This is a genomic window from Streptomyces sp. Tu 2975 (assembly GCF_009832925.1).
Classification (GTDB): Bacteria; Actinomycetota; Actinomycetes; order Streptomycetales; family Streptomycetaceae; genus Streptomyces.
The window spans coordinates 3,330,734-3,349,307 of sequence record NZ_CP047140.1 but is presented as its reverse complement, the minus strand read 5'-3'; the positions used below and the strand labels follow the sequence as shown (position 1 = coordinate 3,349,307).

The 18,574-nt window shown below is 71.5% G+C and carries 16 protein-coding genes and 1 tRNA gene; 9 read left to right on the top strand and 8 right to left on the bottom strand.

All coding sequences use genetic code 11. The annotated features are described in order from the left end of the window. Positions 1–224 precede the first annotated feature (224 nt). Complete coding sequence (gene purN, locus GLX30_RS14605; RefSeq protein WP_159688366.1) at positions 225–839, top strand: phosphoribosylglycinamide formyltransferase; 615 nt, start codon at positions 225–227, stop codon at positions 837–839. Beyond that, positions 836–2,398, top strand: a complete 1,563-nt coding sequence (purH, locus tag GLX30_RS14600) for a bifunctional phosphoribosylaminoimidazolecarboxamide formyltransferase/IMP cyclohydrolase (protein WP_159688363.1) — start codon at positions 836–838, stop codon at positions 2,396–2,398. The genes purN and purH overlap by 4 nt, the downstream gene beginning before the upstream one ends. 71 nt (positions 2,399–2,469) lie before the next feature. Here the strand turns inward: purH and GLX30_RS14595 are convergent, their stop codons facing one another. The 4 genes from GLX30_RS14595 to GLX30_RS14580 all read right to left on the bottom strand — a co-directional run bounded on the left by GLX30_RS14595 (position 2,470) and on the right by GLX30_RS14580 (position 5,221). Next, complete coding sequence (locus GLX30_RS14595; protein WP_159688360.1) at positions 2,470–2,943, bottom strand: hypothetical protein; 474 nt, start codon at positions 2,941–2,943, stop codon at positions 2,470–2,472. A gap of 54 nt (positions 2,944–2,997) precedes the next feature. Next, positions 2,998–3,936 carry a hypothetical protein gene (locus tag GLX30_RS14590; RefSeq protein WP_159688357.1) on the bottom strand — a complete coding sequence of 313 codons (939 nt, stop codon included), beginning with the start codon at positions 3,934–3,936 and terminating at the stop codon, positions 2,998–3,000. Positions 3,937–4,034: 98 nt separating this feature from the next. Beyond that, on the bottom strand, positions 4,035–4,523 hold the full coding sequence (locus GLX30_RS14585) for a peptidase inhibitor family I36 protein (RefSeq protein WP_244258152.1): 489 nt from the start codon (positions 4,521–4,523) through the stop codon (positions 4,035–4,037). 158 nt (positions 4,524–4,681) lie between these two features. After that, entirely contained in the window at positions 4,682–5,221 is a 540-nt protein-coding gene (locus tag GLX30_RS14580; protein ID WP_159688355.1) for a hypothetical protein, read from the bottom strand. Between the two features lie 245 nt (positions 5,222–5,466). Between GLX30_RS14580 and GLX30_RS14575 the strand changes: the two genes are divergently transcribed. The 6 genes from GLX30_RS14575 (at position 5,467) to GLX30_RS14550 (ending at position 12,529) form a co-directional block, all read left to right on the top strand. Then, positions 5,467–6,336, top strand: coding sequence for a bifunctional methylenetetrahydrofolate dehydrogenase/methenyltetrahydrofolate cyclohydrolase (locus tag GLX30_RS14575; RefSeq protein ID WP_159688350.1), 870 nt, complete (start codon positions 5,467–5,469; stop codon positions 6,334–6,336). A 17-nt stretch (positions 6,337–6,353) separates the two neighbouring features. Next, on the top strand, positions 6,354–7,058 hold the full coding sequence (locus GLX30_RS14570) for a DUF3017 domain-containing protein (protein ID WP_159688348.1): 705 nt from the start codon (positions 6,354–6,356) through the stop codon (positions 7,056–7,058). 111 nt (positions 7,059–7,169) lie between these two features. Continuing rightward, complete coding sequence (locus tag GLX30_RS14565) at positions 7,170–8,399, top strand: NADP-dependent isocitrate dehydrogenase (RefSeq protein WP_159688345.1); 1,230 nt, start codon at positions 7,170–7,172, stop codon at positions 8,397–8,399. 288 nt (positions 8,400–8,687) lie between these two features. Next, positions 8,688–9,863: a DUF2690 domain-containing protein gene (locus GLX30_RS14560; protein ID WP_159688343.1), complete on the top strand. Its 1,176-nt coding sequence runs from the start codon at positions 8,688–8,690 to the stop codon at positions 9,861–9,863. A gap of 181 nt (positions 9,864–10,044) precedes the next feature. Further along, positions 10,045–11,034, top strand: coding sequence for a malate dehydrogenase (locus GLX30_RS14555; RefSeq protein ID WP_159688340.1), 990 nt, complete (start codon positions 10,045–10,047; stop codon positions 11,032–11,034). A gap of 112 nt (positions 11,035–11,146) precedes the next feature. Then, entirely contained in the window at positions 11,147–12,529 is a 1,383-nt protein-coding gene (locus GLX30_RS14550; RefSeq protein WP_159688337.1) for a radical SAM protein, read from the top strand. 45 nt (positions 12,530–12,574) lie between these two features. On the opposite strand, the gene GLX30_RS14545 is transcribed toward GLX30_RS14550, so the two are convergent. From GLX30_RS14545 to GLX30_RS14530, 4 genes are all read right to left on the bottom strand, one after another. Further along, entirely contained in the window at positions 12,575–14,890 is a 2,316-nt protein-coding gene (locus tag GLX30_RS14545; protein ID WP_159688335.1) for a hypothetical protein, read from the bottom strand. 3 nt (positions 14,891–14,893) lie between these two features. Then, positions 14,894–14,965: transfer RNA gene (locus GLX30_RS14540), tRNA-Pro, on the bottom strand. An 85-nt stretch (positions 14,966–15,050) separates the two neighbouring features. Further along, on the bottom strand, positions 15,051–15,716 hold the full coding sequence (locus tag GLX30_RS14535; RefSeq protein WP_159688332.1) for a GPP34 family phosphoprotein: 666 nt from the start codon (positions 15,714–15,716) through the stop codon (positions 15,051–15,053). A gap of 406 nt (positions 15,717–16,122) precedes the next feature. Then, positions 16,123–16,824 carry a DUF6882 domain-containing protein gene (locus GLX30_RS14530; protein WP_159688329.1) on the bottom strand — a complete coding sequence of 234 codons (702 nt, stop codon included), beginning with the start codon at positions 16,822–16,824 and terminating at the stop codon, positions 16,123–16,125. A gap of 252 nt (positions 16,825–17,076) precedes the next feature. Here GLX30_RS14530 and GLX30_RS14525 point away from each other — a divergent pair, with 252 nt between their 5' ends. After that, positions 17,077–18,564, top strand: coding sequence for an aldehyde dehydrogenase family protein (locus tag GLX30_RS14525; protein WP_159688326.1), 1,488 nt, complete (start codon positions 17,077–17,079; stop codon positions 18,562–18,564). Positions 18,565–18,574: the final 10 nt, after the last annotated feature.

The following is an 18,574-nucleotide window of genomic DNA, read 5'->3' as shown; positions in this document are numbered from 1 at the left end:
TCTTCCCCTCGTCATGCCCGTGATCGGGACCGCCTGGGCGCGGGCCCTGCCCCCAGACGCTACCTTCCGGCCACGCCCCCGTCCCGTGGGGGCCGTGCTGTGTGCCGGTATCGTTGCTGACGGTCGACCGCTTCGTAGAGTTCCCCGTATCCGGGGATGCGCTCCATTTGTACGACCGCACAAAGCTGCACCGTAAGCCGCACCGTAACGCGAAAAGAGTCCCCGTGGCCGCCGCCCGCATCGTCGTCCTGGTCTCCGGGTCCGGTACCAACCTCCAGGCCCTGCTCGACGCCATCGCCGCCGACCCCGAGGGGTACGGGGCCCGGATCGTCGCCGTCGGCGCCGACCGCGACGGCATCGCAGGACTCGACCGGGCCGAGCGCGCCGGACTGCCCACCTTCGTGTGCCGGGTGAAGGACCACGCCACCCGCGACGAGTGGGACCGCGCCCTGGCCGACGCCACCACCGCGTACGAGCCCGACCTCGTCGTCTCCGCCGGCTTCATGAAGATCGTCGGCAAGGAGTTCCTCGCCCGCTTCGGCGGCCGGGTCGTCAACACCCACCCGGCGCTGCTGCCCAGTTTTCCCGGTGCCCACGGAGTGCGGGACGCACTCGCGTACGGCGTGAAGGTCACCGGATGCACCGTCCACTTCGTCGACGACGGCGTCGACACCGGCCCGATCATCGCCCAGGGCGTGGTCGAGGTACGGGACGAGGACGATGAAGCCGCTCTCCATGAGCGCATCAAAGAAGTCGAGCGCTCCCTGCTCGTCGAGGTCGTGGGGCGTCTGGCCCGGCACGGCTACCGCATTGAGGGACGAAAGGTAATGATCCCGTGACCGCCGAAGGTACGAAGCGCCCCATCCGCCGCGCACTCGTCAGCGTCTACGACAAGACCGGCCTTGAGGAGCTGGCCCGCGGCCTGCACGAGGCGGGTGTCTCCCTCGTCTCCACCGGCTCCACCGCGTCGAAGATCGCCGGGGCGGGCGTCCCGGTCACCAAGGTCGAGGAGCTCACCGGCTTCCCCGAGTGCCTGGACGGCCGCGTCAAGACACTCCACCCGCGCGTGCACGCCGGCATCCTCGCCGACCTGCGCCTGGAGGACCACCAGCGGCAGCTCGCCGAGCTGGGCGTCGAGCCCTTCGACCTGGTGATCGTGAACCTGTACCCGTTCAAGGAGACCGTCGCCTCCGGCGCCACCCCGGACGAGTGCGTCGAGCAGATCGACATCGGTGGCCCGTCGATGGTCCGCGCCGCCGCCAAGAACCACCCCTCGGTCGCGGTCGTCACCAGCCCGGCGCGGTACGCGGACGTGCTGACCGCGGCCCGTGAGGGCGGCTTCGAGCTGGCCGCCCGCAAGCGCCTGGCCGCCGAGGCCTTCCAGCACACCGCCGCGTACGACGTGGCCGTCGCGTCCTGGTTCGCCTCCTCCTACGCGCCCGCCGACGAGAGCGACTTCCCCGACTTCCTCGGCGCCACCTGGGAGCGCGAGAACGTCCTGCGCTACGGCGAGAACCCGCACCAGCCCGCCGCGCTCTACACCTCCGGCAGCGGCGGCCTCGCGCAGGCGGAGCAGCTGCACGGCAAGGAGATGTCGTACAACAACTACACGGACACCGACGCCGCGCGCCGGGCCGCGTACGACCACGCCGAGCCCTGCGTCGCGATCATCAAGCACGCCAACCCGTGCGGCATCGCGATCGGCGCGGACGTCGCCGAGGCGCACCGCAAGGCGCACGCCTGTGACCCGCTCTCCGCGTTCGGCGGCGTGATCGCCGTCAACCGCCCGGTCTCCGTGGCGATGGCCGAGCAGGTCGCCGAGATCTTCACCGAGGTCATCGTGGCCCCCGCGTACGAGGACGGCGCGGTCGAGGTCCTGGCCCGCAAGAAGAACATCCGCGTCCTGCGCGCCGAGGGCGCCCCGGCGAACCCGGTCGAGCTCAAGCCCATCGACGGCGGCGCGCTCCTCCAGGTCACCGATCGCCTCCAGGCGGACGGCGACAAGCCGGAGAACTGGACCCTGGCGACGGGCGAGGCCCTGTCCGCCGAGGAGCTGACCGAGCTGGCCTTCGCCTGGAAGGCGTGCCGCGCGGTCAAGTCGAACGCCATCCTGCTCGCCAAGGACGGCGCCTCGGTGGGCGTCGGCATGGGCCAGGTCAACCGCGTCGACTCCGCGAAGCTCGCGGTGGAGCGGGCAGGCGAGGAGCGGGCACGGGGCGCGTTCGCCGCGTCCGACGCTTTCTTCCCGTTCCCGGACGGTCTGGAGATCCTCACCGCGGCGGGCGTCAAGGCCGTGGTCCAGCCGGGTGGTTCGGTCCGCGACGAGCTGGTCGTGGAGGCGGCGAAGAAGGCGGGCGTGACGATGTACTTCACGGGGACGCGGCACTTCTTCCACTGAGCCGTGCGAGCACGGCGCGCGGCCCGCCGGTCCGGACGACCGGCGGGCCGCGCGCGTGCCGGGAGCGGCGCTCAGCTCATGAAGCGCGAGCAGCCGCTCGTGTACACCCACTGGTGCGACGAGATGCTGTTGTTCATGCTGTAGCCGGTGGTGTACGTGTTGCGGGACAGGCTGTCGACGTACAGCTCGCCCCGCTTGAGGCAGTTGTAGCCGCCCGCGTAGCCCGCGTGACGGTAGAACGCGACGACGTCCTCGCCGCCGTAGTAACCGCTGTTCATGACGGACGACGCACGGTCGTTGTCGGACCCCGTGAACGAGCCCGAGCCGTCGGCCCAATTGGAGTCGTCCCCCTGCGTTCCGCCGAGATAGGTGCTGGAGCAGTCGTAGCCGTCCCAGGCGCGGACATAGCCGTCGCTGCCGGGCCACGCGTTGTCGCAGCCGACCCCTGCCGGGGCGGCCGGGGCGGCCGGGGCGGCCGTGGCGGGTGCGGCGAGGCCGACGGCCGCCAGGCCGAGCGTGGCGAGGGCCATGGTCAACTTGCGCATGATGAACTCCCGTTCGTCTTGGTGAGGTGGTACCGGTGTGCTGTGGGCCGCCCGTCAGGCGCGGGGGCCCACGATCTCCTCGGCACGCGCCAAGGCGTTCCGCTGGAGACGTCGATGGGTGTCGAGCGCTTCGCGGTACTCGGCGCGCAACGTGCCGATGTAGTGGGCCTGGCGCTTCCGGCCGACGGCTCTGAGCGAGGCGTCGCGGGCGCACAGGGCGTCGGCGGTGGCGATCCTCTTCTCGACGACGAACGCCCTGTCCGGCGGCAGGTCCCGGGCCGTCCGCCGGGCACCCTCGCGGGCGGCCTCCGGGTCGGGGTACGGCTGGCCGGCTCGTGCCATGCACGCCGCCCAAGCCGTGACGGCCTTGCCGAACTGCTGGTCCCGCAACAGATCCGCGACATACAGCGGACGGAGGTTGAGCGCCGCCTTCTCGGCGCGGAACCACGTCTTCTGGTCGCCGTACAACTGCTTCTGGGCCTCGCCGACGCAACCGCCGGTGCGCTTGCGGATGGTTCCGCCGCCGCCCGGCACCTCGACCGTGAGCACGCTGGCGTCCCGGCCGCCGTCCAGCGCTGCGTCGTAGAGCGCACGCCGTTCGGCGGAGAGGGTGTTGCGGTGGGCGAGGTTCGGGTTGTGCCGTCCGGCCCGGTCGCTCTTTGCCTCGATACGGCTCCCGTAGCCGTGCTCGCGGGCCCAGTCGGCGTCGTCCTGGACGTAACCGACCGGGCGGCTCTCCTCCAGGGTGAGCGGCCGGTGCTCGGAGAACGGGAAACCGCGCCGGTTCATGCACTGCTTGACCAGGCGCTGCTCGGCATCGGAGATCCGCAGTTCGTCGGCGTGGCCCAGCTCTGCGGCCGAGTCGTTCACGTCCGTGTGCCGGCCCGGTGCGGCCGCGGCGGCCGCCCCCTGCCCGCCGTCCTGTGTGCAGCCGGTCGCGGCGGCCGACACTGCCGCCGCGACCGCACACGCGGCGATGAACCTGCGCTTCATGCCCCTGCCCCCCATCGGCGCGCCGCCCGTTCGGCGGCGTACCGACACCATCCCGCCGGAGCCGGGCGGGAGGTACCTCGTACGTCAGAGGATGGCGGTCAGCAGGACTTGGCCCAGGTATGCGACAGCACGCTCGAGTCCAGGGCCAGATCCTGCCGGTGTCCCTTCTCGACGCAGCCGAGGCGCTGCTTCAGTCCTGGCTGCGCGAAGTAGGTGACGTGGACGAAGCCCTTGGGGTCGGGCAGGCCGTTGTTGAAGAGGGAGCCGGGGCGCCCGGTGCCGGCCCAGGAGCAGTCGTTCTCGCCGTCGAACCAGTCCGGGTCGTCGCCCGACCAGGCGCACATCCTGCCTTCGCCGCCGGCCTCGGAGAAGAAGCAGACGGAGCCTGGCTCGCAGCGGTCGTAGCCGGTGGCCGTCTGCGTCGTCCCGGTGCCGCTGTCAGGGCCCGGGCTCGTGGTGGGCCCCGTGGCCGCGTCGGCGCGCGGCTTCGTGGCCGGGTCGTCGGCCACGAGCATCCGCACCCCGAAGCCCGCCACCGCCAGGGCGAGTACGCCGGCCGCCACCGTGAGCAGCGGCCTGCTGTACATCTCAATCCCTTTCCCCCGACGGAATCAGCGCCAGGGTAGGGACAGGTACGGGCAAGGGCACGGCGTTCGCCCGGTGTGGCCCGGAAGTGGAGCCGGAAAGGCCGAAGGCCGTGAAACCCGGGAGTTTCACGGCCTTCGACCTGTGCGGAGAGCGTGACTCACACGCGCTGGCGGTTGAACCAGGCGCCACCGTCGGACTTGCCGACGAACACGGTCACGAGGATCGCCAGGACGGTGTGCACGAGGCCCACCAGGATGAACGGGTAGATGCCCAGGATGGCGGTGATGATGCCGAACACCATCGCGGCGATGCGGATGCCGTTGCCGCCGCTGCCGAACTTGACGGCGAGGACTATGGCGAAGACGCCCCAGGCCAGCACCAGCAGCGTGAGCAGCCACAGGACACCGGACGAGTAGTCGGCGAGGTCCTGGAACTGGACGTCGTCCCTGAGCGCCGGGTCCTCCTTCGCCTTGCCGATGGCCACCGCGCTGAGCGCGAACAGGATCGTGCCGATCAGCTGGAAGCCGGCGATGATGTAGAGCATCACGCGGGCTGCCTTGACGCCGCCGGGCATCTCCTGCGGGCCGGTCGGGAAGCCGCCGCCGTAGGGCTGGACCGGCGGGGCCTGCGGGTAGCCGTAGCCGGGCTGCTGGCCCTGCTGCTGGCTGTAGGGGTTGTTCGGGTCGCCGAAGCTCATGGCGGGTTCCTCCGTGTGGAAATGCGGGGACGACGCGGCCCGAGCGGAGGAACTGTGCTGTTTTTACTGTTTTGCCCCCCGGCACTGCCCGCGGCACTGCGCGGCTCATCGTCGTCTGAGAGTGGACTTTTTGTCCAGCCGGTATTCACAGGTGTTGTGCAAGTGCAACCTCTCGGCCATCCGCCCGTCGAGACGGAGACCGGGCGGATTGGAACCGGGACGGGTCCATCCGGGAGGATGGGGGTATGACTGCCCAGATTCTCGATGGCAAGGCCACCGCAGCCGCGATCAAGTCCGACCTGACCGCCCGGGTGGCGGCCCTCAAGGAGCGGGGGATCACACCCGGCCTCGGCACCCTGCTCGTCGGGGACGACCCGGGCAGCCGCTGGTACGTCAACGGCAAGCACCGCGACTGCGCGCAGGTCGGCATCGCGTCGATCCAGCGCGAACTGCCCGGGACCGCAACGCAGGAGGAGATCGAGGCGGTCGTGAGGGAGCTCAACGAGAACCCCGAGTGCACCGGGTACATCGTCCAACTCCCGCTTCCCGAAGGCATCGACGCGAACCGCGTCCTGGAGCTGATGGATCCGGCCAAGGACGCCGACGGACTGCACCCGGTGAGCCTCGGCCGGCTGGTGCTGGGCATCGAGGGACCGCTGCCCTGCACGCCGTACGGCATCGTCCAGCTGCTGCGCCACCACGGCGTGGAGATCAAGGGCGCGAACGTCGTGGTCGTCGGGCGCGGTATCACCATCGGGCGGCCGATGCCGCTGGTGCTGACCCGCAAGTCGGAGAACGCGACCGTGACGCAGTGCCACACCGGTACGCGTGACCTCTCCGCCCACCTGCGTCAGGCGGACATCATCGTCGCCGCGGCCGGTGTGCCGCACCTGATCCTGCCCGAGGACGTCAAGCCCGGCGCGGCCGTGCTCGACGTCGGCGTCAGCCGTGACGAGAACGGCAAGATCGTCGGCGACGTCCACCCCGGCGTCGCGGAGGTGGCCGGCTGGGTCGCCCCGAACCCCGGTGGCGTGGGCCCGATGACGCGCGCGCAGTTGCTGGTGAACGTGGTCGAGGCCGCCGAGCGCGCGGCGTCGGCCGGGTCCGCGGCCTGACGGGAAGAGGCTGACCCATGGTGGTACGCGCGGACAGCAGCGGCACTCGCGGGCCGGGCGACGGCGACGGCACCGGAGCGCCGGGACCGGACGAGGCCGTCCCGGACCGCACCGCTTCCGACCCGGCCGACGCGGCGCCCGGGACGGCCGCCGCCTCTCGGACGGCGACCGGCACGTCCGCGGAGGCGGCCGGTGAGGCGTCGCGCCCCGGCGCGGCCTCCGTGGACGCGGCGCCCGACGCTGCCGAGGACGACGCGGGAGCGGGACCGGACGCCACAGCGGCCGACGGGAGCGGCGCCGACGACGCGGACCCCGACCGCAAGGCCGGTTCGCGCAGGCCGCCCGCCGTCACGCTGGACACCGCCAGGCCCGAGGGCGGCGGACGGGCCGCGCCGGGGGACGCGCCCGCCCCGGCACGGCAGTGGCCGCTGCTCACGGTGCTCTCCCTGACGGGAGTCGGCCTGCTGATCGTCGGCACCAACGCCTTCACCGACGCCTTCCGTGTGGGCACGATGCTGATCGGCGCCGCTCTCGTCCTCGGGGCCGTGCTGCGTCGCGTCACGCCGTCCGTGGGCATGCTCGCCGTCCGCTCCCGTTTCACGGACATGATCACGTACGGGCTGCTCGGAACGCTGATCGTGCTGCTCGCCCTGGTGGCGCAGCCGAAACCGTGGCTGGACGTGCCGTTCCTCGAGGACGCGGTTCATTTCACGGTGCGTTAGCGCCCGGATCCAAGAGGTCGGCCTCTCGCGCGAGTAGCTTGAAGTCGAGATGGCCCGGTGTCACTCACCGTGACATCGGGCCGGTCGACGCGCGAGAGGGACGTTCACCCGATGGCCAAGATCAAGGTAGCCGGTCCCGTCGTCGAGCTCGACGGCGACGAGATGACCCGCATCATCTGGCAGTTCATCAGGAACAAGCTGATCCTGCCGTATCTCGATGTCGAGCTGATCCACTTCGACCTGGGCATCCAGCAGCGTGATGCAACCGGTGACCAGGTGACACTCGACGCCGCCGACGCCGTCAGGAAGTACGGCGTCGGCGTCAAGTGCGCCACGATCACGCCCGACGAGGCGAGGGTCGAGGAGTTCAACCTCAAGGCGATGTACCGCTCGCCGAACAGGACCGTCCGCGACATCCTCGGCGGCGTCGTCTTCCGTGAGCCGGTGATCATGGAGAACGTCCCCGGGTCCGTCGCCGGCTGGACGAAGCCGATCGTCGTCGGCCGGCACGCCTTCGGCGACCAGTACCGGGCCGTCGATCTCAAGGTCCCCGGCCCCGGCACGCTGACGATGACGTACACGCCCAGGGACGGCTCCGACCCGATCGAGCTGGAGGTCCATGACTTCCCCGGGCCGGGCGTGGCGCTCGGTATGTACAACCACGACGACTCGATCCGCGACTTCGCGCGCGCCTCGTTCCGCTACGGCCTGGCCCGTGGCTACCCGGTCCTGCTGTCCACGAAGAACACGGTGCTCAAGCGGTACGACGGCCGGTTCAAGGACGTCTTCCAGGAGGTCTTCGACGCCGAGTTCAAGGCGGAGTTCGCGCGGCAGGGCCTGACGTACGAGCACCGGCTGATCGACGACATGGTGGCTGCCGCGCTGCGCGGGGAGGGCGGCTACCTCTGGGCGTGCAAGAACTACGACGGTGAGGTCCAGTCGGCGCTGGTCTCGCAGGGGTTCGGCTCGCCGGGGCTGATGACCTCGGTCCTGATGTCGGCCGACGGCAGGACCGTCCTGGCCGAGGCCGCCCACGGCACCGTCACCCGCCACTACCGCCGGCACCAGCAGGGCCGGGAGACGTCGACCAACCCCATCGCCTCCGTCCACGCCTGGACGCGCGGACTCGCCCACCGGGGAAGACTGGACGGCACGCCGGAGGTGACCTGGTTCGCCCGGGTGCTGGAGCACGTGTGCGCGGAGACCGTCGAGGGCGGCCAGATGACCCGGGACCTCGCCCTGCTGATCTCGCCCAACCAGCCTTGGCAGACCACGGAACAGTTTCTGGACACCCTGGACGCCGTTCTGCAGAAGAAGATGGCCGACCACCTGGCGTCATGACCACGCCGGTCCGGCACGCGCCCTGGCCCGGCCGGCGGGGACGCGGCACGGCGGAACGGGCGACGGCGCCCGTCCTCTCCCCCGAGGGAGGACGGGCGCCGTCGTGCTTCAAGAGTCATGGACGCGCCAAATCCGTTCAAGGGACGACTGTGGCCTGTGGCACGGAAGTGACCATTCCGCCACGGTGTGATCGTCGTGCTACGGATGCGACACTGGGGCCGCAACCGAGGACCGTCGGCTGCACGGGGGGTATACAAAGCACATTCGGGGGACAAGGGGGAAGTACCAATGCCTCGTTGGAAGGAATTGCCCGAGGGGCTGGACCCGGAGGTACGCGAGTTCACCGGCCAGCTGCGCGGGCTCGTCGACCGCAGCGGCCTGAGCATCGCGGCGGTCTCCGACCGCACCGGATACAGCAAGACGTCCTGGGAGCGGTATCTCAACGGACGGCTGCTCGCGCCCAAGGGCGCGGCCGTCGCGCTCGCCGAGGTGACCGGCACCGACACCGGCCATGTGACCACCATGTGGGAGCTGGCGGAACGCGCCTGGAGCCGTGCCGAGGCGCGCCACGACATGACGATGGAAGCGATACGGATCTCGCAGGCGCGTGAGGCGCTCGGCGGCGTCGGCGGTCAGGGCCCGATGACGCCGTCAGCGGCGCGGCCCGGCGGCGCGGGACGTGCCGCCGGGCCGAGGGACGCGGCGGGACGCGTGTCCGGCGGCTACGGCCCCGGACCGCACGGCCGCACGGGAGGACCCGCTGCCGACCCGTACGGCGGGCCCGTCGGCGCCGGCGCGTACGGCGGCCCGGCCGCCGGCTCACGGCCCCAGGGCCGGCCGGGGCAGGAAGGCCCCGGAGCATACGGAAACCAGGCCCGCCCCGGCGCGTACGGCGGCCCCGCCGACCCGGGCGTGCACGGCAGCCCCGCCACGCCCGGCGGCGCGGACGGGCGTCCGGCCGAACGTCCCCGTAAAGGCCAGTTCGTCATAGCCGCCGTGGTGAGCGTGCTCATCGTGGGCGCGGGTGGTTGGTTCCTCGTCAACGGCGACGGCGGTGACGGACGCGAGGACCGGGCGACGCGCAGCCCGTCTGCCGCGCCCACCACCACGGCCCCGGAGCTGCCGGCCGGGGTGAAGTGCAACGGCACCGACTGTGCGGGCCAGGACCCGGAAATCATGGGCTGTGGCGGCGAATACGCCACGACCGTCTCGAGGGCCACCGTCGGCACGGCGGTGATAGAGGTCCGGCACAGCCAGGTGTGCGGCGCGGCATGGGCCCGTATCACCAAGGCGGCCGTCGGGGACTCGGTGCGGATAGCGGTCGGCGGCAAGGCCGCAGAGAGCGCCCTGGTCAACGCGGACAAGGACGCGTACACAGCGATGGCGGCGGCGCCCGACCCGGCCGACGCCAAGGCGTGCGCCACGCTCACGAGCGGCACGGAGGGGTGCACCACCACGCCGTGACACACGCCTTGGGGCGCGGACGGGTGAGACGCGCCACAAGGGGGCGGGGATCGGTCCGTGCCCGGGTCGGATAGCCTGACCGCTGGAAATCTCTTCACGTCAAGATTCACCCCGGGCGTGGACGAGAGGTCCCGTACGAGGGGCAGTGTTGCCCACCGCCAGCTGTCTTACGGAGATCGCCATGACCCGCACTCCCGTCAACGTCACCGTGACCGGCGCGGCCGGCCAGATCGGCTACGCGCTGCTCTTCCGCATCGCCTCCGGCCACCTGCTCGGCGCGGATGTGCCGGTCAAGCTGCGCCTGCTCGAGATCCCGCAGGGACTCAAGGCCGCCGAGGGCACCGCCATGGAGCTCGACGACTGCGCCTTCCCGCTGCTCAAGGGCATCGAGATCACCGACGACCCGAACGTCGGCTTCGACGGCGCCAACGTCGCCCTCCTCGTCGGCGCCCGCCCCCGCACCAAGGGCATGGAGCGCGGCGACCTGCTGTCCGCCAACGGTGGCATCTTCAAGCCCCAGGGCAAGGCCATCAACGACAACGCCGCGGACGACATCCGCGTCCTCGTGGTCGGCAACCCGGCCAACACCAACGCCCTCATCGCCCAGGCCGCGGCCCCGGACGTACCGGCCGAGCGCTTCACCGCGATGACCCGCCTGGACCACAACCGCGCGATCTCGCAGCTGGCCGCCAAGACCGGCGCGTCCGTCTCCGACATCAAGCGCCTCACCATCTGGGGCAACCACTCCGCCACCCAGTACCCGGACATCTTCCACGCGGAGATCGCCGGCAAGAACGCCGCGGAGGTCGTGGACGACCAGCAGTGGCTGGCCGACACCTTCATCCCGACCGTCGCCAAGCGTGGCGCCGCGATCATCGAGGCCCGTGGCGCGTCGTCCGCCGCCTCGGCCGCGAACGCCGCCATCGACCACGTCCACACCTGGGTCAACGGCACCGCCGAGGGCGACTGGACCTCCATGGGCATCCCGTCCGACGGTTCCTACGGCGTCCCGGAGGGCCTGATCTCGTCCTTCCCGGTCACCTGCAAGGACGGCAAGTACGAGATCGTCCAGGGCCTGGACGTCAACGAGTTCTCCCGCACCCGCATCGACGCCTCGGTGCAGGAGCTGGTGGAGGAGCGCGACGCGGTCCGCGAGCTCGGCCTCCTCTGACCCTCGCGCCGCGGACGTCCGCGGCGGTCCGCACCACGCCCCGGTAGCCCGTGCTGCCGGGGCGCACGTGTGTGCGGGAACTACGGGACCGGTTTCGACAGTCTCGGCTGTCATGCGCGTGATGATGATCCTCCCGGCCCTGACCGAAGCGACCAGTCCGCTCTTCCGTCCCATCAAGTACTCGCTGTTCCCGCCGCTCGGTCTCGCGACCCTCGCGGGATACCTCGACGAGTCGGACGAGGTGACGCTGTACGACGAGCACGTCGAGCGCATCGACATCGAGGCCCTGCCCAGCCCCGACCTGCTGGTGCTCCAGCCGTACATCACATCGGCGCGCCGCAGTTACGAGATAGCCGACCACTTCCGGGCGCGGGGCGTGCACGTGGCGATGGGCGGACTCCACGTCACCTCGCTGCCGGACGAGGCCGCGCAGCACGCGGACACCGTCTTCACCGGCCCGGGGGAGGAGCAGTGGCCGCTGTTCCTGAAGGACTTCCGCGACGGCGCCGCTGCCCGGCGCTACGACTCCACGGCACAGCGCACCCTGGCCGGTCTCCCGCCGGTGCGCCGCGACCTGATCAAACGTCACCTGTACCTCGTGCCCAACTCGATCGTCGTCTCCCGCGGTTGCCCGCACCACTGCGACTTCTGCTACAAGGACGCGTTCTTCGAGGGCGGCAGGTCCTTCTACACGCAGACCGTCGACGACGCCCTGTCGGAGATCGAGCGGCTGCCGGGCCGCCACCTCTACTTCCTCGACGACCATCTGCTGGGCAACCGACGCTTCGCGGAAGCCCTGTTCGACGGCATGGCGGGCATGGGCCGCCTGTGGCAGGCGGCCGGCACGGTCAACTCCGTGCTTCAGCCGGACCTGCTGGAGCGGGCGGTCGACGCCGGCCTGCGCAGCCTGTTCGTCGGCTTCGAGACCGTCAACGACGCGAACCTGGCGGAGCGCCGCAAGAACCAGAACATCGGCAAGGACTACGGCGCTGCGGTCCGCCGTCTCCATGACGCGGGGGTCATGGTCAACGCCAGCTTCGTCTTCGGCCTCGACCAGGACGGCCCGGACGTCTTCGACCGCACGGTGGAGTGGGCCGTCGAGCAGGGCATCGAGACGGCGACGTTCCACATCATGACGCCGTACCCGTCCACGGGGCTGTGGAAGCAGATGGAGGCCGAGGACCGCATCGTGCACCGCGACTGGGACCTGTACGACACCCGTCATGTGGTCCACCGGCCCAAGGGCATGACCGCCCGTCAGCTGGAGGACGGCTACTGGCGCGCCTACCGCGACTTCTACCGCTGGTCCAACATCTGGCGCGGCGCCTCGGCCCAGCCCGGCCCGCACGAGCGGATGCGGCATCTCGCCTACGCGGGCGGCTGGAAGAAGTTCGAGCCCGCGTGGGACATGCTGATCCGCTCGCGGCGTACTGTCCGCGCGATGCCCGCGCTGGAGCGCACGCTCGCCGCGTTCGGCGGACGCAAGGCGGCGTGAGCCGCGCCGGGCCGGGCGCCGGTGACGTCTGCCCGGCCCGGCGGCTCAGCGGCGCACGAGGCCCGCGCCCGGCGACGGGTCCGGCCGCAGCCAGTGGCCGTCGGTGCTCCAGCCGAGCAGGCGCCGCGCCCGTCCGCCGTCCGCCGTGCCGTCCCCGCCGAAACTCCCGCCCGCGGCGACCAGACGCAGCCCCGCGAGCGCCGGGGCGAGGCGGGCGGCGACGTGCCGGGGGTGACGGGCCGCTTCGTCCGCCACCTGACCGAGCACCCGCTGCTGTTCGTCCGCCGTGCACAGCGACAGGTGGAAGAGCATCTGCCGCCAGGCGTACGCCACGTCCTTGATCGTCCCCAGCGGGCGAGGGTTGCCGTGGACCCGCGCGGTCAGCACGCACACGGTGCTGAAGCAGCGGCATGCCAGATCCGCCCAGCCGGGTTCCGGCAGGATCCCGGCGTGCCTCACCAGCGTCGCGAGATTGTGGGTGGTGAGGATCTGCGCCTGCTCGATGATCTTCCCGTTCGCCGCCACCGAGCCGTACCCGCCGCGGCCGGCCCGTTCCGTGCACAGCCTCGCGAAGCCGGGTGAGGTCCGTGCACCGTACGACCGTGTCAGCGCCTCGCCGGCCTCGAGGACGGCCATGTTGCGGACGGCGGCGTAGTCGATCCCGTAGTAGCGCTCGTACAGCGAACCGCGCAACAGCTCGGCGGCGTCCCTGGCGGCCCGGAGGAACTTCGGGCCGAACGTTCCCATGAAGATGTCCGCGGCCAGCTCTTCCACCAGCGCAGCGCCCAGGTCCGCCTGGCGGGCGAGCACGCCGAGTTCGCGTACCAGCGGGTTGGGCAGCAGCGTGCCCGGGAACGCCTGCACGGCCAGCTCGCCGAGTCGGCGCAGCGCGGTCATGGCGGGTTCCTCGGTGGCCGGCCCGCTCAAGCGCCGGCCGGCCACCGCCTGTACCCAGGGCAGCTCCTCGATCCGGGCCTGCCGCTCGAGGTCGAGCAGCAGCAGGGAGCGCCGGTTGCGGAACGCCCGGTAGACCGCGGCCATCAGTGTGCGCAGCGACTCGTCCTCGTACGCCTGCGCCGTGGTCGCGGCGACGAGTTGCGGCACGAGCTCGGCCAGCACCTCGGCCGACGGCACGACGCCGCGTTCCACGAGGGTGCCGATCGGCGCGCTGAGTGCCGCCTCGACGACCTGGCGGATCGCCGCGGGGATCTCGGCGCCGACGGGCAGGCCCGTGTCCCTGTGCTCCTGCTGCGTCACCGGGGTGACGAGCGGAGCGATGTCCGCCGCGCCGACGTGCTGGGGCAGACCGGAGACACGGCGCAGCACGACCTGCGCGAGCGCGTGGTGCGAAGGCAGCGCCGCCTGGCCCGCCTGCCGGTGACGCAGGGCGGTGTGCCGTTCGGTGCCGGGCGTGCCGCGCTTGCGGACCATGGAGGTGACGGCGTGCCGCAGCAGGCCGAGCCGCCGGGCGGCCAGCGGCCGCCCGGCGACGGCCTCCTCCAGCGCGTCCCGCAGCACCGCCAGGTTCTCCTTGGGGCGGCGGTGCTTGCCGCAGAGCGTGTGCTCCTGTGCCAGCAGCCGGTAGCGACGCAGCAGCTCCGCGCCGCGCTCGAGCCAGTCGCCGTCCGCGGGGATCTCACCCGGTCCCGTCGTCTCCAGCCAGTGCGCGAGCAGTTCGTCCGCGAACGGCAGCCACACGGTCAGTGCCTCCCGCTGGGTCTCCACCGCCGTGTTCGTCCCGCGGCGGGCGAGTGTGTGGCCGACGTCGGCGACGGTACGGCGGTGCACGGCCAGGGTGTCCGGCGCAGGGACGTCCGACGGCCGGGGCAGGAACCGCAGCCGACCCGCGAACGGATCGAGGACGCCGACGAGTTCGAGTGCCTGCGGCACCTCGCCGGCGCGGACCAGCCACGCCACCGTGAGCAGCGCCGCTTCCTCCGGCACGGCCACCGAGTAGCGCCCGCTGTCCAGCAGGTCCCACAGAGTGACGAGGCCGGGCTCGGTCAGGAAGTGGTCGAACAGCGCCCTGCGGTCGGCGGGCACGCCTGCCTCGCGGGCGGCCTCCGTCTCGTACGGAAGCAGGGGGCCGCCCGCGGCGGCGCTTCCGGTCGCGAAGCCGCCGTGGACGACCTCGGGGGTCACCCAGGCGGGGAGGCCGGCCACCGGCGTGCGGGAACCGATCCGCAGCCGTCCGTCGGCCATCCCGTCGAGCACGTCACGCCAGCGCCGCATCCGTTGCTGCGCGCGGGTGCGTGTCCCGGCGTCCTGGTGCGTCAGCGCGGTGGTGAAGGCCTTCGTCAACTGCCCGGACGCGTACGACGGCGCTGCGATGAGTGGCTGCTTCTCAGCGTTCTCGTTCATAAGCCGACGTGGCGGGTTCCGCCCCCGCGCCCTCCGGGTCCCGAGCCCGGCGCTCTGCTGCTGAGCTACACGTCGATGAGATCGAACGTTAGCCATGTGCCGGGCCGGCGGACAACGGATTTCGGTTCGGTGCGGGGCCGGTGAGGAACCTGCCGGGGCGTCAGCCCGCCGCCGCGGCCGCCGTCATCACGGTGACCGCGACCATCGCCGCCTGCATGTCACGGATGGCCTTACGGAGGCTGTCGCCCGCCCACTGGCCCTCGGAGATCCGGGACATCCGCGCGGTGAGCTCCTTGCGCGGGACGCCCGGGAAGGCGATGCGGTGAAGCTTCGCGGAATGGATCAGTGCGACCAGACCTGCCGTCCGGTCGTCGGGGTCGTTCCCCTCGAGGACGACGGCGGCGAGGCGGTCGCGGAGCTCGCGTTCGGCCGCCCCGTCCGCCTCCGGGTAGCGCTTGACCGGGAAGAGGCCCAGCACCTTGTGCTGCTCCTCGGCCACAAGGCCCCGCTCACGCAGACTCCCGATCGTGGCGGTCACGGCCTTGGAGTGGTCCTTCGTCAGCCAGTCCGTGACCTTCGGAGGCCTGCGCCTGCGGCCCGCCCAGGCCGTGAGCTGCTCCAGGCGGCCGTCGAGGAGTGGGACACCGGTGGGTGCCTGGTCCGTGACCCGCACCCGGCCGTCGTCCACCGAGACCCGCCCGGCCATGACCAGGTCGAGCAGGATGCCACCCGCCACGGCCCATCCGGCCGACTGCCGGTCCTTCGCCGCACCGGACTCGTCGTCCAGTGACAGCAGCATGATCTCCTCGCCCAGCGTGACCGCCATGCGGCCCCCTTTGTTCGCTTCTGTATTGATGGTCCGATCATGGGGACGGCCGGGACGGCCGCTCAGTTCCCCCGGCGGCAGGGCCGCCGGGCGGAGAGCAACCGGCGCGGGGGTTGACCGCCTTCGCCGTGGCCACCAGCAACTCCACCGGCGCACGGCCTTTGGACTCGCCGGATCGGCCGGGCCTCGCCCGTCCCCTGGCCGGTGCCGAGGACGGGCCCCGCGGCGCCCTCGGTCCAGGTCCAGTCGAGCGAGGCGGCCATGGCGCGCGGACCCTCCGTGCTCCAGCCGCCCGTGTCCGCGGCGACGAGCCGTTCCGCCAGCTCGCTGACCGATCCTCGCTGACCGATCCGATTCAGGCTCCCCGTTGTGGAGCGCGTGCGTCCTGCGTCGTGCGGTGTCTGCGTCAAGCGGGCGTCGGCGCACCGGAGTTGACGTGCACGGAGGCTATCCGGTCGAGCTCGTCGAAGAGGACGTCGACCGTGCCTCCGTCGGGGAGCCCCGCGCTCATCCGGTCCTCGGTGCGGCGTTGCGGAAGGTCGTGGTGGCCGAAGTAGCCGGAGACGACCCGGCGTGCGGACCCGCCGACGAGGCCGGCGCCGGTGAGCAGGACGCGCGGCAGGGTGATGGCGTCCGGTTCGGCACGGGGGACCTGCGGATCGTCCGGAACCATGTAGGCGCGGCCGTCGGCGCTCGCCTGTACGCCGATGTACCCGGCGGCGCCGAGCACGCCCATCGCCGTGAACGCGAGGGTCTCGACGGCGCGGCGGGGGTCGTCGTGCGCGGCGAGGGGGACGAGCTCCTCGGTGAACTCGCTCAGGCCGTGGGCCTGCCCGTACGTGCGGACCCGATCTGCCGCCGCGACGACCGGTGAGCCGGCGAAGCCGGGGTTGGCCCAGGCCCACAGCCATGAGTGCTCGTTGACGTCGAACGTGCCGAGGAGCGAGATCCTCAGCTCCCGTCCGGACTGCCGGTAGAGGCACTGTCCGAGGTCGGCACTCCACTCGCCGATCGGCAGGAACTCGTTGAACGCCTCGAGTTGTTCCGCGCCCCAGGCGGCGTGCTGCTCGGTGAGGCGGAGGAACGGATCACTGAACTTCGCGGTCATGTACCTGACCCTATGAGGTCGACCGGTGACGGCTGCAATGGGCGGTGACCCCGGTCACGTTCGCCCCGGGATGCCCGTGTTGATCCCGTCGCGGCCCAGGTGTCCGGCCGGTCAAGGGACGGTGGATGTTTCGTGAGTCAGGTCACGTTCCGTGAACCGTTCCGCATGGTTCTTGGTTCCGGGGGCAGGCGGCCAGATCGCCGGGGTGTGACCGGCGTCGGACAAAACGGGAACGAAAGGCCAAAACGCGACGTGTCGGCAGTACAACAGACCATCCATGTGGGCGGGGAGTGGCGTTTCGCGCTCTCCGGCGCCACTCGCGACATCATCGACCCCGCCGACGGGAGCGTCTTCGCCGTCGTGGCGGAGGGCGGTGTCGCCGACACCGATGACGCTGTCGCCTGCGCGCGGGCCGCATTCGACGACGGCACCTGGCCGCGCACCCCTGTCGCGGAACGGGCCGCGCTGCTCCGACGCGTCGCGACCCTGCTCGAGCGGGACCGGGAGAAGATCGGCGCGCTGGAGAGCCAGGACGCGGGCAAGACCCTCGAAGAGGGGCGCGTCGACGTCGACTGTGTACGCGACGCCTTCGTCTACTTCGCCGACCTCGTCATGAACGAGAGCGGCGGCCGTGTCGTGGACGCCGGGTCGGACGACATCCACAGCGTGGTCGTGCACGAGCCCGTCGGCGTCTGCGCGCTGATCACCCCCTGGAACTATCCGCTGCTCCAGGCCAGCTGGAAGATCGCCCCGGCGCTCGCTGCGGGCAACACACTGGTGATCAAGCCCAGCGAGATCACGCCGCTGACCACCGTCGCCCTGATCGAACTTCTGATCGAGGCGGGACTGCCGCCCGGCGCCGCGAACATCGTCACCGGCGCCGGAGACCCCGTCGGCGCCCGGCTGGCCGAGCACCCCGACGTGGACCTCGTGTCCTTCACCGGTGGGCTCGTCAGCGGCACGAAGGTCGCCCGCGCCGCGGCCGACAGCGTCAAGAAGGTCGCCCTCGAACTCGGCGGCAAGAACCCGAACGTGGTCTTCGCCGACGCCTGCACCACACCCGACGGGTTCGACACGGCCGTCGACCAGGCGCTCAACGCCGCGTTCATCCACAGCGGGCAGGTCTGCTCCGCAGGCTCACGGCTCATCGTCGAGGAGTCGCTGCGTGAGCGGTTCGTCGCCGAACTCGCGCGCAGGGCCGAGAAGATACGCCTCGGGCGCGGCACCGACGAGGGCGTCGAGTGCGGCCCCCTCGTCTCCGATCGGCAACTCGCCAGGACCGAGGAGTTCGTGGCCTCCGCGCTGGCCGAGGGCGCGGTGCTCAGGGCGGGCGGCGAGCGGCCGGAGGGCCCGGGCTTCTTCTACCGGCCCACCGTCCTCGACCGCTGCCACCGCTCCATGCGCGTCGTCCGCGAGGAAATCTTCGGCCCCGTCCTGACCGTCGAGACCTTCCGCACCGAGGAAGAGGCCCTCGCCCTCGCCAACGACACCGAGTACGGCCTCGCCGGCGCCGTCTGGACGTCCGACGCCGGACGCGCCCGCCGGATGGCGCGGCTGATGCGGCACGGCACCGTCTGGATCAACGACTTCCACCCCTACCTGCCGCAGGCGGAGTGGGGCGGCTTCGGCAAGTCGGGCACCGGCCGTGAGCTGGGACCCGCCGGACTCGCCGAGTACCGCGAGGCGAAGCACATCTACCAGAACCTCGCCCCGCGCCCCGTGCGCTGGTTCGCGGGCTGAGGCGGGGAAA

What these genes read in the sequence shown, in the direction of transcription:
- GLX30_RS14585 (WP_244258152.1), bottom strand. Translation starts at nt 4,523, where the DNA reads ATGTACAGCAGGCCGCTGCTCACGGTGGCGGCCGGCGTACTCGCCCTG.
- GLX30_RS14590 (WP_159688357.1), bottom strand. Translation starts at nt 3,936, where the DNA reads ATGAAGCGCAGGTTCATCGCCGCGTGTGCGGTCGCGGCGGCAGTGTCG.
- GLX30_RS14530 (WP_159688329.1), bottom strand. Translation starts at nt 16,824, where the DNA reads ATGACCGCGAAGTTCAGTGATCCGTTCCTCCGCCTCACCGAGCAGCAC.
- GLX30_RS14580 (WP_159688355.1), bottom strand. Translation starts at nt 5,221, where the DNA reads ATGAGCTTCGGCGACCCGAACAACCCCTACAGCCAGCAGCAGGGCCAG.
- GLX30_RS14570 (WP_159688348.1), top strand. Translation starts at nt 6,354, where the DNA reads ATGGTGGTACGCGCGGACAGCAGCGGCACTCGCGGGCCGGGCGACGGC.
- GLX30_RS14595 (WP_159688360.1), bottom strand. Translation starts at nt 2,943, where the DNA reads ATGCGCAAGTTGACCATGGCCCTCGCCACGCTCGGCCTGGCGGCCGTC.
- GLX30_RS14550 (WP_159688337.1), top strand. Translation starts at nt 11,147, where the DNA reads ATGCGCGTGATGATGATCCTCCCGGCCCTGACCGAAGCGACCAGTCCG.
- GLX30_RS14560 (WP_159688343.1), top strand. Translation starts at nt 8,688, where the DNA reads ATGCCTCGTTGGAAGGAATTGCCCGAGGGGCTGGACCCGGAGGTACGC.
- GLX30_RS14555 (WP_159688340.1), top strand. Translation starts at nt 10,045, where the DNA reads ATGACCCGCACTCCCGTCAACGTCACCGTGACCGGCGCGGCCGGCCAG.
- GLX30_RS14565 (WP_159688345.1), top strand. Translation starts at nt 7,170, where the DNA reads ATGGCCAAGATCAAGGTAGCCGGTCCCGTCGTCGAGCTCGACGGCGAC.
- GLX30_RS14575 (WP_159688350.1), top strand. Translation starts at nt 5,467, where the DNA reads ATGACTGCCCAGATTCTCGATGGCAAGGCCACCGCAGCCGCGATCAAG.
- GLX30_RS14545 (WP_159688335.1), bottom strand. Translation starts at nt 14,890, where the DNA reads ATGAACGAGAACGCTGAGAAGCAGCCACTCATCGCAGCGCCGTCGTAC.
- GLX30_RS14535 (WP_159688332.1), bottom strand. Translation starts at nt 15,716, where the DNA reads ATGGCGGTCACGCTGGGCGAGGAGATCATGCTGCTGTCACTGGACGAC.